Genomic DNA, 16435 nt, shown 5'->3' with positions numbered 1-16435 from the left:
CCAGCTCTCAAAGTACTGATTCTGCTGCTACTTCTTCCAGTGTGAGTTCTACTTCTAGTTCTGCTACGACTAAAGCTTCTGAAACAACTAGTACTTCTAGTACGACAGGAACACTGACAGAAAGTGAACTTGAAGCTGCGATTGAAAAAATTGAAGCGGCTAATACCTCTACTTACAGTTCAAAAGTTTCTTCTTTCCTTAATAGCATCATTTCCGGTGCAATTGAAGGATGGATTAAATATAAGATACTTCCATCGGTAACTGCAGCTCAAGCAATTCTTGAGAGTAGCTGGGGAACATCGTCATTGGCTAGTACATACCATAACTTGTTTGGTATCAAAGCTGGTAGTTCTTGGACTGGAACAACAGTAACACTAAAAACTTCTGAATATTACAGTGGAGCTTATCATACGGTGTATGCAGAATTTCGTGTATACAATAGTGCCAGCGACAGTATTACTGATCACTCTGAGTTATTAGCAGGTAGTTCTAGATACAGTAACTTAGTTGGGGAAACTGATGCAGATACTGTTGCAACATTGATTTATGAAGATGGATATGCAACTGATGTTGACTATACCTCAAAGCTTGAAGAACTAATAGAGGAATATAACTTGACTGCTTGGGATGAATTGGCATTTGAATACAGTGGAACAACAACTTCTTCATCCAGTTCATCTACTTCTACGTCATCTGCGTCTAGTTCCAGTTCAGCGACTACCTATACTGTCAAATCGGGAGATACCTTGTCTTCCATTGCTAAAACTTACAGCACTACTGTTAGTGCACTCGCTTCCTTGAACAGCATTTCTAACACGAATCTGATCTATGTGGGGCAGGTCTTGAAACTAAAGAGTAGTTCTAGTTCAACGACTTCTTCGGCAACTAGTTCGGCATCTACTTATACTGTTAAATCAGGTGATACCTTGTCCGCCATTGCTAAAACTTACGGAACCACCGTTAGTGCGCTCGCTTCCTTGAACAGCATTTCTAACACTAGTCTGATTTACGTCGGGCAAGTCTTAAAACTAAACAGTAGTTCTAGTTCAGCAACATCCAGTTCTAGTTCAACGACTTCCTCGGCAACTAGCTCGGCATCTACTTACACCGTTAAGTCAGGTGATACCTTGTCCGCCATTGCTAAAACTTACGGAACCACCGTTAGTGCGCTCGCTTCCTTGAACAGCATTTCTAACACTAGTCTGATTTACGTCGGGCAAGTCTTAAAACTAAACAGTAGTTCTAGTTCAGCATCGTCGTCCGGTTCTAGTTCAACGACTTCTTCGGCAACCAGCTCGGCATCTACTTACACCGTTAAGTCAGGTGATACCTTGTCCGCCATTGCTAAAGCTTATGGCACTACCGTTAGCACTATTGCTTCCCTGAACAGCATTTCTAACACTAGTCTGATTTACGTTGGGCAAGTCTTAAAACTAAACAGTAGTTCTAGTTCAGCATCGTCGTCCGGTTCTAGTTCAACGTCTTCTTCGTCAACTAGTTCTAGTTCTAGTTCTTCGGCAACCTACACAATAAAATCAGGTGATACCTTATCCAGTATTGCCAAAACTTACGGCACTACCGTTAGTGCTCTTGCTTCTTTGAACAGCATTTCTAATACTAGTCTGATTTATGTTGGACAAGTCTTAAAACTGAGCAGTAGTTCAACAGCAACATCATCCAGCGCTAGCTCGTCTTCTTCGTCAACTAGTTCCGGTTCAGCGTCAACTTACACTGTTAAATCGGGTGATACTCTGTCTGCTATCGCTAAAGCATATGGTACTACTGTTAGCAAGCTGGCTTCTTTGAACAGCATTTCCAACACTAGCCTAATTTATGTTGGACAAACATTAAAAATATAGCTACTGTCTTTTAAAACTACAAAGAATAACAAAAATGAAGCTGAATCAAGAATAATATTTTGATTCAGTTTTTTTGTCGATTACATATATATTCACTATGTAATTTGATAAACGACATTTTTACTCAATAGTATCGATAAATTGATTTTAAAATTAATTTTTATGCATTTAGGTGCTATAATACTATCATACAAATATGAAGAATGACTGGTGATTAAAAATGGATAAAAAAGCAAAAATTGAAATTTTAAAAAAAATTTTGGCAATTGAGTCAGTTAATGATAATGAGACAGAGGTGGCCGATTATATTGCATCACTTTTTGCTAACTATTCGACTGCAAAGATCGAAAAAGTTTCTTACGCTCCTCACCGTGATAATTTGGTAATAACTATTGGCAATTCTGGACCCATCTTGGGATATTCTGGACATATGGATGTTGTTGCACCTGGTAATTTAGCTGACTGGTCAACCGCACCTTTCGAGCCAACAATCAAAGATAACTGTGTTTTTGGACGCGGTGCTGCTGACATGAAAGGCGGCTTGGCGGCTTTGGTTGTTGCATTGCTTGAATTACTCGAAAAAAAGAGCGAACTTCCTGGCCAAATTCGACTTCTAGCAACAGTCGGTGAAGAAACTGGCGAGTATGGCGCTGCTCAGCTAACCAAGCTGGGCTATGCAGATAAATTAGCTGGGTTATTAATCGCAGAACCAACTGATAACATGCAAAGAATTGTTTATACAGCCCGCGGGGTGATTGATTACAAAGTAACTTCTAAAGGGAAATCTGCTCATAGCGCTCGCCCACAATATGGAATCAATGCAATCGATAACTTAGTTGAGTTCTACAAACTTGCAAAAGCTCGTTTGGCTAAATTTACTGCAACAGATGAAGTTCTTGGTGGTGTTACCCACAATATTACGGTTATCCACGGTGGCGAACAGGTTAACAATATTCCTTCCTACGCAGAACTTTTGGGAAATATCCGTACGATTCCTCAATATCCAAACAAATTATTTTATGAAGAACTTGAGCAAATTATTGCCGAACTAAATAAACAGAAGGGCTTTAGTCTCGCAATCACATATAGTTTTCCTGAAGAAGCCATTCCCGGTAGTCCTGACTCACCGATAATTCAAATTGCTAAGAAGGTTCATTCAAAATATTGGGAAAAACCAGCAGCAATTACTGGTAGTTTAGGCGCTAATGATGGTGCAGAGTTCTTGCAGGCAAAGGGTTCATTCAACAGTATCGTTATAGGACCAGGTTCCAATACTTCACATCAAAGCAACGAATACGTTGACATTAATTCCTACTTAAAATCCATTGATTTTTATCAGGATTTTGCAATAACTTTTTTAGGTACACAATTAATAAAATAACTAGGCATTTATTTTGTTTAAGACCTCCCGCTGCGATATGGTTATATTAACTAGTAACTGTCTATTTAAAGTGAGGAGGTCTTTTTATGTCCACAAATACTTATGACTACGATGTCTTATATCTCGGAAGTGGTCATGGTACATTCGATGGTGCAATTCCATTGGCTGCACAAGGTGTCAAAGTCGCTGTTGTTGAAAGTGGATTGGTTGGTGGTACTTGTCCTAATCGAGGATGCAATGCAAAAATCACACTTGAAGCTCCCGCTGCACTTGCCAACCAGGTAAGTGAGATGCAAGGACTTGTCAACCCAGCTTTAACCCTGAATTGGCAAAATACAGTTGCACACAAGCATGAAGTAATCGATGCTCTTCCTGAATTTATCGCTGATTTAATGAAAGATAATGGGATTGCTCTGATTAAAGGTCGCGGACATTTTATTGATTCTCACACTATTATAGTGAATGGAGAGAAAATCTCTGCAGAAAAATTCGTGATTGCCACTGGTATGCACCCTCATCAACTTGATTTACCCGGTCGTCAAATTGTGAATAACAGCAATGCCTTTATGAATTTAAAAAAGTTGCCTAAACGTATTGCTATTATTGGTGCAGGATACATTGGAATGGAATTTGCTTCAATCGCATCTGCATTTGGCTCTCAAGTCACAGTCATTATGCGCGCAAATAAGGCATTAAGAAGATTTCATCAACCTTTTGTAGAAAAAATAATTACTAAACTCAATCATACCGGCGTAACTTTTATCAAAAATGCAAACATCAACTCATTTTCAGATGACTTTGGCAATAAAGCCATTCATTACAATGATACTGAAAAAATCGAAGCCGATTGGATTTTAGATGCAACTGGACGCATTCCCAACACAACAAGTCTTGGCCTAGAGGAAATTGGAGTGGACTATGACAAGGATGGAATTATTGTAAACGACTACTTACAAACAACTATCCCCCATATCTATGCAAGCGGTGATGTTATAAAGAAAAAACAGCCCAAGCTAACTCCTACTGCTATTTTCGAATCACTTTATCTGATGAAGACCTTCACCGGTGCAACAAAACAACCGATCGTCTATCCAGCAATTCCTTCAACAGTTTTCACTACTCCTAGAATTGCAAGAGTTGGTATTACACCGGAAGAAGCGGCTGAGGATGAAAATTTGACCGTTTCAGCTAACAATATTTTGGACAATTGGTATCGTAATGTTGAAAAAGAAGCATTCGGTGAAAATAAATTAGTCTACACTAAGTCTCACCAGCTAGTGGGAGCAACAGAAATAAGTAATCATGCTGAAGATGTTATTAACACCCTGTTACCAGCAATCGAACTAAAGCTAACACCTGAACAAGTTGGAAGAATTATCCATATCTTCCCAACAATTGGTTCCGCCGCTTGGGAGAATCTATAGGTATAAATCACTAATTGTATGAGTAATTGAAAATTAACTGAAAAACTCAACTTATGAAGCATGTCCGTATATAATAAATAAGGTTCGGGTCAAGAAATTACATTTTGACCTGAACCTTATTTTTTATTCTCTCAGAAAATAATTATACCTTTAAACACTCACTTCACTAATTTTGGATTCAAAGATATAATTATAGAATAGATGCAGATGGGGAATTATAGATGAAAAACGATAGAAAAAAAATAACATTTGATTGGAAATATGGTCTTTATGCCAATATATATTTCATGTCCCTTATTCCAGCAATGTTTTTTGTAAAAAATACAACCGTGCTCATTCTATCTATAGTTTCACTTGTCCTTTTATTTTTCCTGCTTCATCTGTTCGAGAAAAAACATGATAACTACAATGCAAAGAACCGAATTTATTTTAAACCAGTGTCAATTACCTGTCTCGTAATCTTCATAATTGGTGAATTAGCTCTCATCAGTAATTACCAGACTTCTCAGAACTTACCGCTATTGTTTTCCTATGCCATCATCTGTTCTTTTATTAAAGACGGATTCTCATCTGAAAAGTTATAAATCATTATTATAAACCATACTTATTTGAATTTAACTGTATTACATGTCTTAGTTGATTGAAATCATCCTTAATATCGTATTCATGTGTGTGAACTTGCATAAGTTCATTGACTTGTTGCTGAATCCTCTCCAGATCATCCTCATCAGTATAACTCACCCAATTAATATGCTCTAACCAATCAAAATAAGCGTGTTTTCCTTTACCATAACTATTTCCAAACAATAAGCAAGGCGTACCTGTTAATACAGAGAATACCATTGCGTGCCACCTATCAGTCACAATAATCTCTTGTTTTGCAAAGAGTTCCAACTCTTGCTTGAACAATTTTTCGCGATTAATCGGAGTAATTCTCTTAACCGTGTCAAGAACCGTGTCTGTTTCGTCTACGCTATAATTATCACTCAACATATTTTTTATTCCATCAACAGTTTCTTGCTTCACAACCTTTTCGCTGTCATGCCGCAACACGATCAGTGCACTTGACCTCTCAACCTCATGTTTCACAGGTTTCATATACAAAACCATATCCGGTGTAAACAAAACCTTATTTTTAAAAGTTGTCTGCATCCGATGATAGCTCTGTGCATCCCTTGCAATTAGAAAAAGATGTGAATTTTTTGCATAGGCTGCTTGACTCAGCTTTTCTTCAGCCTTGCCATGTTCATTATCTTCAAAATGCATTGATTGTGGAAATGAAATCGTCAGATTATCAACAAAAGTTGAAAATACTTTGCGCCGAGCTTCTTCATGATCAGTATACAAGCTGCCCATATTACCCCCGCCAACAAATGAAACAATGTCACCTGGTCTAATAGCCTTTTTGACTATTTCAATTCCCTCATCATTATCATCTTCTAGAATCTCAATGAATTGATATTCTGGAAATTCACGTTCAATATACTTTTTTTGAGCCAAAGATACCGCTTGATCACCCAAATTAGTATATGTAGGTACACCAAAAGAGTAAAATTTTGGCAGATCATTTGAGGGCAATTCATGAGTTACTTCATTTTTAATGTAGAATTCAACCATAATATCTCCTACTTTCTTTATCTACTAGCAACTACCTTAATTCCGTACCGGCTTTGTATGCTTCTCGTAGTTTATTATGCTTTACCACGAGCGTTGAAAAGATAATACTTACACCATTTGAGATTGCAAATACAAAAAAAACCACCGCAATTCCTACTACAGATATAAGAACTGGGAAAATCAAACTAATCGCAAAATTAGACAACCAGACTGTTGCCGTAGAAACGGACATCAAGCGAGCTTTAATTTTATTTGGAAAGATTTCAGTCAAGATTAACCATGTAACCGGACTGACTATTCCCTGATGACATGCAAGAAAGAGTGCTAGGAAAGCTAGAACCAAAATATTAGTGAATAACTGCGAGAATAATGCAGTTTTCATTGTCATCCCAAGTAAAAATAAGAATAAAACATTGCCTATTAAACCAATTACAAGCATCTTACTGTGATTATACTTATCAATCAATCTCGTACCTGCAATACTTGCGGCAAGTGAGACAAAACCAATTAAAATATTGGCATATAAAGAATCCCCTTGTCCCATTCCTACTTTTTCCATCAATATGGTACCGTAATACATCACCGCATTAACACCTGAAATTTGTTGAATCAATGCAATCAACATTCCACAAATCAGCAAGTAACGCAGGCTCTTATTCTTAAAAACAGCTTTCCATGGTACTCTCCCCTCATCATCTTCACCTGTGTCTTCCTTTAGCTTGATATAGACTAACTTGTCAAATCCGAGCTTTTTAAAAACACCTTTGGCCTTTCTATACTGTTTCTCAGCCATAATCCAGATTGGACTATTAGCAATTTTGAATGAGCCAATCCATAGAACTATTGCAGGAATACTTGCCGAAAAAATCATCACTCGCCAGATAGGAGACCAATCTCCCCAAACATTTCCTAAAATTGCGTTGACAATAAAAGCTACCAGCTGTCCTAAAACAATTGCAATCGCATTTTTATTAACATTAACTGTCCTGACAGCCTTAGGAGAAATCTCTGCCAGATACATTGGGGATATTCCCGATGCTGCACCAACCGCAACACCCAAAATGAATCTAAAAGATGCCATCAGCCAAAAGTTTGGTGCAAACGCGCACAAAATCGTAGAAATCGTAAATACGATGGCAATAATTCTTAATGTTCGCCGCCGCCCAATATGATCCGCAACCTGTCCACATCCTAATGCTCCGATACAAGCCCCAAGAATTAATGAGCTTGAGACTATTCCTTGCAACGTTGGGCTTAGATTAAGTTCGTCTTTCTTACTCATAAACGCCAAGGCTCCATTAATAACCCCAGTATCGTACCCAAATAAAAAACCACCTAATGAAATAACATAGACACAATATTTTAAAAAACTAGTCTGACTCTTGTCCTGACTATCACTATCCATCAATAATCGCCTCTCTGTTATAAAAATCAACTTATGCAACAATAAAATATAAAGTCTATCGTCCTAATTTTAGGACAAATAATTTTCTTTGTACACAATAGTGAAACTTACTGAGTTTATACATAGAAAACAGGAAACATTATTTTCTACTTTTTATCCTTCTTCTGCCATTGTTTGGGATGATTTCATATATGCATATTGTTATCAAGGAGGTAAATATCATTAAGAGCTAAAACATGTGTCTATTTCCAAACAAACAGCCCCCCTATCAAAGATAGGAAGGCAAATTATTTAAGCTCGGTAAAAGTAATATATAGCCCTAAAAATTTAGTTTTTATTTACATAAAACCGCTTATTAGTTAACGAAGTAATTTACTATATTAATCAACAACATACATTGCACTACTGATTACTTTTATTTTAAGTCTGGTTGCGACGGAAAAAAGATAATTAAAGATTTGAATCTGCATCTGCTGCCTGTAACGCTGTATGTTGCATTGTTGTTATCTTTAGTTTCGTCATTTAAGTACTACGGGTTTGTGTGTTTTCAATGATTCTAGGCAAGCTTGGGCAATTTTAACAGCTTGAAGTCCATCAAAGCCTGTTATCGCAGGCTCCTTGTGTTCCGTAACAGTCGCATAAAAAGCCTTAAGTTCATCAACATATGCTTGGGTATAACGTTCAATAAAAAAGACTGGAATTTTATCCACATGCCCACCTGTAGCATTATCAAGTTCGACATTACTTAAACGATCATTTTCAGAAAAAGCCTGTCCTTTGGAGCCAAAAACTTCAGCTCTTTGATCATATCCATAAACAGCTTGGCGGCTATTATCGATAACACCAAGAGCTCCGTTGGCAAATTTTAAAGTTACAATTGCAGTATCAATATCCCCAGCATCTCCAATTTTAGGATCAACTAAAACTGCCCCATTAGCAAAAACTTCGGTAACCTCACTATTGCTAAGATACCTTACCATATCAAAATCATGAATCATCATATCACTAAACAGCCCACCGGAAATTTTAACATATTCAAGCGAAGGTGGTTCAGGATCTCTGGAAGAAACTTTTATGATTTGGGGATCTCCCAGAGAACCATTCGTGACATACTCGTGAATTTTATGGAAGTTGTGATCAAATCGGCGATTGAAACCAATTTGAAGAAAGACATTTTTCTCTTTTACTACTGCAAGTACTTTCTTTATTCTTTCTATTTCGGTATCAATTGGCTTTTCACACAAAATATGTTTACCATTTTCTGCAGCAGCCATTATGATCTCGGCATGTGTATCAGTTGAAGAAGCTATCAACACTGCCTCCACATCCTTATTAGTAAGAACATCTTGATAATTTTTTGTGAATACCGGAATCTGATATTTATCAGCAATCTCTTCCAAATGATCGTTATATGAATCTGCAATCGCTATCAATTCAAAGTATTCCCTTAAGTTTGCAATATTCTCAATGTGCATTTGTCCAATTCTACCTGTACCTATTACCGCAATTTTTATTTTTTTCATAACAATAGCCTCACTTTTTACTTGCTAACAAGTCAGATTTATTCCACTTTACACAATTGTTGAAACTTGAAACCCAAATAATGGTTCAACTACATGAAGAAAATCGAAACATCGTTGTAAATCTACGGCGAACCCCATCAAATCATTAATATTGAATTTTTACCGGCCTTCCAATTTTTTGCGATTCTAAAGCCGCATTAGAACAACACATTGCTTTTAGCGCATCTTCACCAGTGCAGATAACCGGCAAGTCTTCAAGTACTGATTTAATAAACAATGATTTTTCTTCTAAATATGCTTCTTCAAAACGATTTAAGTAATAATCAAGTGGCTTTTTCAAAGCAACATTTTGTTCATTATAATATTCAACAGTTGATTTAGAAACATTTTCGGCCTTCAGCATACCCTTTGGTCCAAAAACCTCTACTCTTTGATCATATCCGTAAACTGCCTTACGACTTTCATCAATCAAACCTAAAGCCCCATTTTTAAACTTGACTGAAGCTGTTAGAGTATCAACATCGTCAAATTCTGCAAGTTTGGGATCTATGAGGATTGATGATTCAATAAAGACTTCATCAATATCACTCCCAGCTTGATAACGTAACATGTCAAAATCATGGGCAGTAAAATCCTGAATCAATCCACCAGAGTTCTTGATGAAATCATAAGGAATAACAAACGGATCACGCGCGACAACTTTAACAATTTGTGGTGTTCCAATCTCGCCGTTTTTAACCCGTTCATGAATCTGTTTAAATTGTGGATCAAAGCGACGATTAAAACCAATTTGGAGTTTAATTCCCGCCTCTTTTACTTTTTCTAGGGTTGCTTTACATTCCGCGATTGATCCATCTTTTGAAAGAGGTTTTTCACAAAAAATATTTTTGTGTGCTTTGGCTGCATCTGCAATATTTTGTAGATGCTGTGACGAAGGTGTAAAGAAGAAAATGGCTGCAACTTCATCATTAACTAAAATATCATGATAATCCTTAGTCAACAACGGAATCCCTGACAAATTAAGTGTTTCTTTTCGCGATTCGATCAAAGGATCGGCAACAGCAATGATTTCGACTGAGTCCATGTGTTGTAACTGCTTAAAGTGCATCGAGCCATTGGTTCCTAGACCAACAACAGCAATTTTTAGTTTTTTTTCAGTCATAATTTTACCTCCTTATTGATAAAGTACAGGTCGTTCAGGTAATTTAATTTCAACAACTTGCTGACTTTGCTGACTTTCGACCGCATTATCCGCTGTTAAAGCTGCAACTAGTCCATCCCATGCGGTTGGTCCAGTAGGTGCCTCATGTCTTGTTGCCTGATCAATAAAATCTTGCATTTCAAGTTGATATGCTTCCTCAAAGCGATAAGTCCAATCATGATCAATTTCATGATAAATTTTGCCTACTGAATGCATCTCCAATTTTGGCATATCTGGTAATTCAGCGATTCCCTTTTCACCAATAATTTGGCACTTAACATCATATCCATACTGCGAATTTTGAGTTAAATAGGTATTGACGATAGCCCCTTGTTTCATTTTTACTGTAGCTATTTGCGGATCAACAAGATTATCATTTTTGTTTAAAGAATTTTGTCTAGCATACTGTACTTGGACAGAAACATAATCATCACCAAACAGCCAATGAATAATGTCGATCTCATGGATAAAAGCATCATTGATCATATTAGGTGTTTCAAAGTAATTTGTTGCTGGTTCAGCAGTAAAATGCCGACAATATCCCATTAAAGGTTTTCCAATTTTCCCACCATCAATAGTTTGTTTTAACTGTTGGTAGAACGGATCATAACGCCGCATGAAACCAACCTGCAAAAAGCGCTGATTTTCCTCAATTTCGGCTGCCACAATTTTTTGACAATCTTCATAGGTAGTAGCCAATGGTTTTTCAGAAAAAACTGGTTTATGGGCCTTAATTGCCGCTAGGATTGGCTCAACATGTGCATCATTTCGACTGCAAACCAAGACAGCATCAACTTCCTCAGAATTTACCAACTCATCAATTGAAGAAGCAATTTTTGCTGTCAAATTATAATCACGAACAATTTTTTGAGCTGCGGCTGAGAAAACATCAAATACAAACGTAATTTGTGCGCCTTTTAATTTATTAACAATATTTGCTGTATGAGTGTGCGCGATTGCACCACAACCAACTAAACCTAGTCTTAACATTTAAAATTCCTCCTTAAATCTATTGTTTAGTAACTCCAATCATAATTGCACCAAGGACAACGAGACTTAATCCAAACAACGTAAACTTCAACTCTTTTTTAGTTTTATGTTCATGCAGTATCAGTAACCCACCAACAGTAGCAACAACAACATTTAATTGTGAAAGTGTCCAACCAACTACCACACCATTCATTGCGTTACTAAACAGAATTGCTAGATTAGCTGCAGCAAAACAAGCACCTGTTAGCAGGTTTTGAAATGTCTTTTTGCCAAACATTTGATTATCCTTTTGAAAAGCAACTAGAATACTTGTAGAAATAAGCATTGCGATTGCTTGTGGCATTAAAACATCCCATCCGTTTAAGTTGAAGATTTGTGGTAGTAATGCATAACCCACAAAACCTAGTGATGAAACGGTTAAAATAATCACACCACTTTTAACATTTTTATTTTTGTTAACCTTACTTTCCTGAAAAGTAGTCAACCAAATTCCAATAATAATAATAATTAACGATGCAATACCCAAAACATACTGCCAACCACTAGTCCATTCATGAAAAACAATGGCTCCAAAAAGCGACGCTCCCACCAATTGCTCCCCAGTACTAATTGGCATTGCCATTGAAATGTCGAGTAAATCAAAGGATTTAACTTGTAGGATTTGCCCGATACTCCAGAAAACTCCACATAAAATTGATCCCCAAAGCAAATCAGCAGTGACAACTGGTCGATGGAACATAAAAATAATGATTGCCATAATAGTTGTGCCAATTACCATTCCCATTACTTTGTTGGTAAATTTGCCACCAACCTTTTGCATAACAATTGACTGGAATCCCCAACCTAATGCTGGGATTAAACCGATTAATAGACCCATATTCTCGCCTCCTATATTAAATAAATCACAATAAAAGCTAAAACTAAAGGTGTTTAAAAATTGGACTTGGTAACGGATACATAGTATCATAATCAGTGAAATGGTATTGTTATATTGTGCATTTTGTTAATTAGTGAGCATTGAATTTTATTATTGAATGCTTATCTAAAACATCTTTTTATGTTATGCAAATTTAGAAGGAGATGAAACTTCATGAAACAAGTTTTTTGGCAAAATGAAAAAGAAATTGAATTTAATAATGATAAAGGCTGTTTGGCTTATATTTATAAAATAACTACCGAGGAACACTATTTTTTTCGTGGAGCTCATGCACATGCAACAGTATCTGAGATCACTTTTATTTTAGATGGTCAAAATACTTATTTCCTAGAGGATACTTTTTTCAATGTATCCGCTAATGATGTTCTCTTCTACAACAAGGAAGTTATTCACGAAGAAGGAAACTGCCTACCCTCGATATGTATTGGCTTGTATGGTGACATATTTTCAACACTTGGTAAAAGTTTTTTATTGCATCTTAATGAAGAAGATTTTGCTATTCTTGCCGAATTAGCCCAAAATGCCTATCATTTGGTAAAGTCAAATCAAGTAGAAATGGCTGAAAGTTTAATATTAAATTTAATTATTCAACAACTGAATTCGTTAATTTATCAAAATTATTCCAGACTAAAATTAATCATTCCCAGTGAAAGTACACAAAAAATTAACTTAATCAAACAATATATTGACCATCATTTTCAGGAGAACATTGATATTACTTTCCTGTCCACAGAAAATAATTCTTCACGTTCATATATTCAACATCAATTTAAAAATATTTTTTTACGCACCCCTATCGACTACTTGATTTCAAGAAGAGTTGGAGAAGCACAAACAATATTAATCAGTAAACCAGATTATCCAGTTACACATATTGCTTTTGATATGGGTTTTCATAGCTTGAGTCACTTTGATCATGTGTTTACTAAAGTATCTGGAATATCTCCTACTGAATACCGAAATCGCTATATGAATTAACTTGAACTGATAATATCACTTAGCTCATACTAATTCGATGACTACAAAATCAAAGACAGAAAATTTTAACTTATGAAACACATTTATACGGAATAAATAGAGAAGCCGGTTCAAATTATAACTTTTGACCCGCCTCCTCTATTTTATGATACGACCCACTTTACTGTTAGATTTTATTATAATCCAACAAGTAAATTATCTAATTTTTGAACTAAGGTCTTTATTTATACCTGTTTTTCCGATATACCTGCTTGCCAATTCACATAACGAGCCATTGCAAACAAGTAATCAGACAATCTATTTGTATACCGTAAAATTGATGCTGTTATTGATTCATCTTGAGTAGCTAAAAAGTCCACTGATCGTTCAGCCCGCCGTGCAAGGGTCCTAGCATACTGAATTTCAGCAGCAACTGAGTTACCACCGGGTAACACAAAGGCCTTCAATGGAGGTACTTCTCCCATCCATTTATCAATTTTAACTTCCAAACGCATTACGTGGGCATCAGTAATTGTTTGATGGCGTGGCACACCTATATCCGCTAGCAACTCATATAATTCTGTCTGCAACATTAAAAGTTCATTGCCTAACCACTTGGCATATCCATCATAATCTATATGAGCACGAACAACTCCTAGCCACGAATCTAGCTCATCAATATCACCCAAAGTCTTAATTTGAGGGTCATATTTAGGTATCTGCCCACCTTTTATTTGAATAGTAGTTCCTTGATCGCCACGTTTCGTGTACAGTTTCATCCTTAGACCTCCAATCATATTTTGTATTTCACTTCAAACAGTATCATGTTAAAAGCATTTATTTTAAAAGTCAAGACTTTAAATACAATATATTGTGTGTATAATTATTTTTGTACACAATATATTGTATTTTATTAAAATGCTTATTTAGGAGGAACAGTTATGAAAGAAATAATTACCATACCAGATACTGTCGTTAACAGCATCATGCAAAACGTTGCGCCACATTGGGGCCCACTTGGTTGGGTAACATACAAACGAACATATGCACGTTGGATATCTAACAAAAACCGCAGTGAAGAGTGGCCGGAAACAGTGAAACGGGTGGTTGAAGGCAATATTAATCTAGATCCTCGTTTGCATAAAGACAATCCAAACCCAGAAGTTGTCCATTCTTTGTCTATGGAGGCACAACAACTATTTAAGATGATCTATGGTTTAGCGGCAACACCGAGTGGCCGTAATCTATGGATCTCCGGAACTGATTATCAGAAACGTAATGGTGATTCACTTAATAATTGCTGGTTTATTGCGATTCGTCCACAAGAATACGGTAATAGTCATATTAAACCAATTATGGTGTCAAAGACCGAAAAGTCTGTTTCAATGCCCTTCGCTTTTCTGTTTGACCAATTAATGAAAGGTGGCGGCGTTGGCTTTTCAGTTGAAAAAAATAATGTTACAAAGATCCCAATCGTTGATCATGCTATAAGTTTGCAAATTATTATTAGTCACGACAGTGCTGCATACGATGAATCCTTAGCAACAGGTGCGAAAGACCGTGACAAAGCATTGATTGCCCGTGATGCCCTTATTTATGTGCTGCCAGACACGCGCGAAGGATGGGTAGAAGCATTGGCCCAACTCATTGATGCCCACTTTATTGGAAATTACAAGGAGATCGTGTTTGACATAAGCAAAATTCGTGCACGGGGTGTACGAATTCATGGGTTCGGAGGAACCGCATCAGGACCTGCTCCATTAATTGAAATGTTGAAGGATGTAAACGTCATCATTAATAACAAAGTCAGCGCAAAGCTCAACTCGGTCGACTGCACGGACATTAGTAACCTGATTGGTAAAGCGGTTGTTGCTGGTAACGTGCGACGTTCCGCCGAAATTGCTCTTGGGGATAGTAATGACTATGATTTTATTACCATGAAACAAAATAAAGATAAACTTTATCACCACCGCTGGGCTTCAAACAATAGTATTATCACTGACGAAAAATACGCAAATTATGGTGATGTAGCAGAAGCTGTCGCAAAAAATGGTGAACCTGGAATCTTCAATCTAGATATGTCACGAAATTACGGACGGATCACAGATGGTCGGCAAAATAATGTCGATGCAACTGTAGAAGGGACTAACCCTTGTGGTGAAATTTCATTATCAAATGGTGAGCCTTGCAACCTTTTTGAAGTATTCCCGAGCATAGCTGAAGAACAAGGATGGAAACTAAAAGACGTTGTCACTTTGGCTGCCCGTTATACTAAAAGAATAACTTTCAGTCACTACGACTGGGAGGTATCGCGGCAAAGTATTGCCAAAAATCGGCGAATTGGAGTCTCCCTTTCTGGCATTCAAGATTGGTTTCTAAAAGACTTCGGTAATCGAGTTGTGACAGGATTTAACACCGAAGGTGACGCTATCTTTGATAAGCGAATCGTTCACGCTATTGATGAGCTTTACCATAACGTTGTACAAGCTGACAATGAATATTCTGCTGTGTTGGCCTGCAATAGATCAATCAAGCACACCACAGTTAAACCCAGTGGAACCGTATCAAAACTCGCTGGTGTCTCTGAGGGCATGCACTTTCACTATAGTAACTATCTGATTCAAAGAATCCGTTTTCAGGAAACTGACCCGCTTCTTCCGGTACTACAAAAATGTGGATACCACATTGAACCAGATGTTTACACCAAAAATACTAAGTGTGTCGAGTTTCCAGTAAAATCCGAACATGCAGACAGCGAACATTTTGCTAGTGCAGGTAATGTATCAATTGCTGAACAGCTTGCCACTCAAGCATTTTTACAAAAATATTGGTCAGATAATGCCGTTTCCTGCACGATTACATTCCAACCAAGCGAAACACAGCAAATTGCTCCCCTATTGGCTAAATATCGAAATGCCATTAAGTCAACATCATTACTGCCATATGCTGGTGATGCATTCGAACAGGCACCGAAACAACCAATCACAAATACAGAATATAAAGCATGCCTGACAAAAATTACCGATGATGTTGAAATGGTCTATGCCCATGAACATGGACTGGAAAATCAGGACTTGGAAATTGTCGGCCAACAGGATTGTGTTGACGGTTCATGTCCAATTAAATAAGTGTAATTTAAAG

At 36.9% G+C, this 16435-nt stretch carries 12 protein-coding genes; 5 read left to right on the top strand and 7 right to left on the bottom strand.

Annotated elements, in window-relative coordinates; genetic code table 11:
- From GSM_RS14165 to GSM_RS08455, 3 genes are all read left to right on the top strand, one after another.
- Positions 1 to 1859, top strand: a 1859-nt coding sequence (locus GSM_RS14165) for a LysM peptidoglycan-binding domain-containing protein (RefSeq protein ID WP_010078107.1), incomplete at its 5' end; no start/stop codon positions are given.
- Positions 1860 to 2079: 220 nt separating this feature from the next.
- Positions 2080 to 3240 (top strand): ArgE/DapE family deacylase, encoded by a 1161-nt coding sequence (locus tag GSM_RS08460; RefSeq protein ID WP_010078106.1) that lies wholly within the window; start codon positions 2080 to 2082, stop codon positions 3238 to 3240.
- 86 nt (positions 3241 to 3326) lie between these two features.
- The gene (locus tag GSM_RS08455; protein ID WP_010078105.1) at positions 3327 to 4664 is read left to right on the top strand and encodes a dihydrolipoyl dehydrogenase family protein; all 1338 of its coding nucleotides are present in this window, start codon (positions 3327 to 3329) and stop codon (positions 4662 to 4664) included.
- A 591-nt stretch (positions 4665 to 5255) separates the two neighbouring features.
- Here GSM_RS08455 and GSM_RS08445 read toward each other — a convergent pair.
- From GSM_RS08445 to GSM_RS08420, 6 genes are all read right to left on the bottom strand, one after another.
- On the bottom strand, positions 5256 to 6281 hold the full coding sequence (locus GSM_RS08445; RefSeq protein ID WP_010078103.1) for a polysaccharide pyruvyl transferase family protein: 1026 nt from the start codon (positions 6279 to 6281) through the stop codon (positions 5256 to 5258).
- A gap of 31 nt (positions 6282 to 6312) precedes the next feature.
- Positions 6313 to 7686 carry a sugar porter family MFS transporter gene (locus GSM_RS08440; protein WP_010078102.1) on the bottom strand — a complete coding sequence of 458 codons (1374 nt, stop codon included), beginning with the start codon at positions 7684 to 7686 and terminating at the stop codon, positions 6313 to 6315.
- A 518-nt stretch (positions 7687 to 8204) separates the two neighbouring features.
- A complete protein-coding gene (gene iolG / locus GSM_RS08435; RefSeq protein ID WP_010078101.1) occupies positions 8205 to 9209 on the bottom strand; it encodes an inositol 2-dehydrogenase in 1005 nt (334 codons plus the stop codon).
- Between the two features lie 145 nt (positions 9210 to 9354).
- Entirely contained in the window at positions 9355 to 10371 is a 1017-nt protein-coding gene (locus tag GSM_RS08430; protein ID WP_010078100.1) for a Gfo/Idh/MocA family protein, read from the bottom strand.
- Between the two features lie 12 nt (positions 10372 to 10383).
- Positions 10384 to 11400: a Gfo/Idh/MocA family protein gene (locus tag GSM_RS08425; protein WP_010078099.1), complete on the bottom strand. Its 1017-nt coding sequence runs from the start codon at positions 11398 to 11400 to the stop codon at positions 10384 to 10386.
- A gap of 19 nt (positions 11401 to 11419) precedes the next feature.
- Positions 11420 to 12277: a GRP family sugar transporter gene (locus tag GSM_RS08420; protein ID WP_010078098.1), complete on the bottom strand. Its 858-nt coding sequence runs from the start codon at positions 12275 to 12277 to the stop codon at positions 11420 to 11422.
- A 213-nt stretch (positions 12278 to 12490) separates the two neighbouring features.
- On the opposite strand from GSM_RS08420, the gene GSM_RS08415 reads away from it, so the two are divergent.
- The gene (locus GSM_RS08415) at positions 12491 to 13315 is read left to right on the top strand and encodes an AraC family transcriptional regulator (RefSeq protein ID WP_010078097.1); all 825 of its coding nucleotides are present in this window, start codon (positions 12491 to 12493) and stop codon (positions 13313 to 13315) included.
- A 224-nt stretch (positions 13316 to 13539) separates the two neighbouring features.
- Here the strand turns inward: GSM_RS08415 and GSM_RS08410 are convergent, their stop codons facing one another.
- Positions 13540 to 14073 carry a cob(I)yrinic acid a,c-diamide adenosyltransferase gene (locus GSM_RS08410; RefSeq protein WP_010078096.1) on the bottom strand — a complete coding sequence of 178 codons (534 nt, stop codon included), beginning with the start codon at positions 14071 to 14073 and terminating at the stop codon, positions 13540 to 13542.
- A 162-nt stretch (positions 14074 to 14235) separates the two neighbouring features.
- Between GSM_RS08410 and nrdJ the strand changes: the two genes are divergently transcribed.
- Positions 14236 to 16422 (top strand): ribonucleoside-triphosphate reductase, adenosylcobalamin-dependent, encoded by a 2187-nt coding sequence (gene nrdJ, locus GSM_RS08405; RefSeq protein WP_010078095.1) that lies wholly within the window; start codon positions 14236 to 14238, stop codon positions 16420 to 16422.
- Positions 16423 to 16435: the final 13 nt, after the last annotated feature.

Origin of the sequence: Liquorilactobacillus mali KCTC 3596 = DSM 20444 (genome assembly GCF_000260415.1) — a bacterium.
In the GTDB taxonomy this organism is placed as follows: Bacteria; Bacillota; Bacilli; order Lactobacillales; family Lactobacillaceae; genus Liquorilactobacillus; species Liquorilactobacillus mali.
The sequence above is the reverse complement of the archived record's forward strand: the minus strand, read 5'-3'. Positions and strand labels throughout refer to the sequence as shown.

Excerpts from the sequence above, each read along its gene's own strand:
- GSM_RS08460 (WP_010078106.1), top strand. The coding sequence starts at position 2,080 with ATGGATAAAAAAGCAAAAATTGAAATTTTAAAAAAAATTTTGGCAATT.
- GSM_RS08455 (WP_010078105.1), top strand. The coding sequence starts at position 3,327 with ATGTCCACAAATACTTATGACTACGATGTCTTATATCTCGGAAGTGGT.
- GSM_RS08445 (WP_010078103.1), bottom strand. The coding sequence starts at position 6,281 with ATGGTTGAATTCTACATTAAAAATGAAGTAACTCATGAATTGCCCTCA.
- GSM_RS08440 (WP_010078102.1), bottom strand. The coding sequence starts at position 7,686 with ATGGATAGTGATAGTCAGGACAAGAGTCAGACTAGTTTTTTAAAATAT.
- iolG (WP_010078101.1), bottom strand. The coding sequence starts at position 9,209 with ATGAAAAAAATAAAAATTGCGGTAATAGGTACAGGTAGAATTGGACAA.
- GSM_RS08430 (WP_010078100.1), bottom strand. The coding sequence starts at position 10,371 with ATGACTGAAAAAAAACTAAAAATTGCTGTTGTTGGTCTAGGAACCAAT.
- GSM_RS08425 (WP_010078099.1), bottom strand. The coding sequence starts at position 11,400 with ATGTTAAGACTAGGTTTAGTTGGTTGTGGTGCAATCGCGCACACTCAT.
- GSM_RS08420 (WP_010078098.1), bottom strand. The coding sequence starts at position 12,277 with ATGGGTCTATTAATCGGTTTAATCCCAGCATTAGGTTGGGGATTCCAG.
- GSM_RS08415 (WP_010078097.1), top strand. The coding sequence starts at position 12,491 with ATGAAACAAGTTTTTTGGCAAAATGAAAAAGAAATTGAATTTAATAAT.
- GSM_RS08410 (WP_010078096.1), bottom strand. The coding sequence starts at position 14,073 with ATGAAACTGTACACGAAACGTGGCGATCAAGGAACTACTATTCAAATA.
- nrdJ (WP_010078095.1), top strand. The coding sequence starts at position 14,236 with ATGAAAGAAATAATTACCATACCAGATACTGTCGTTAACAGCATCATG.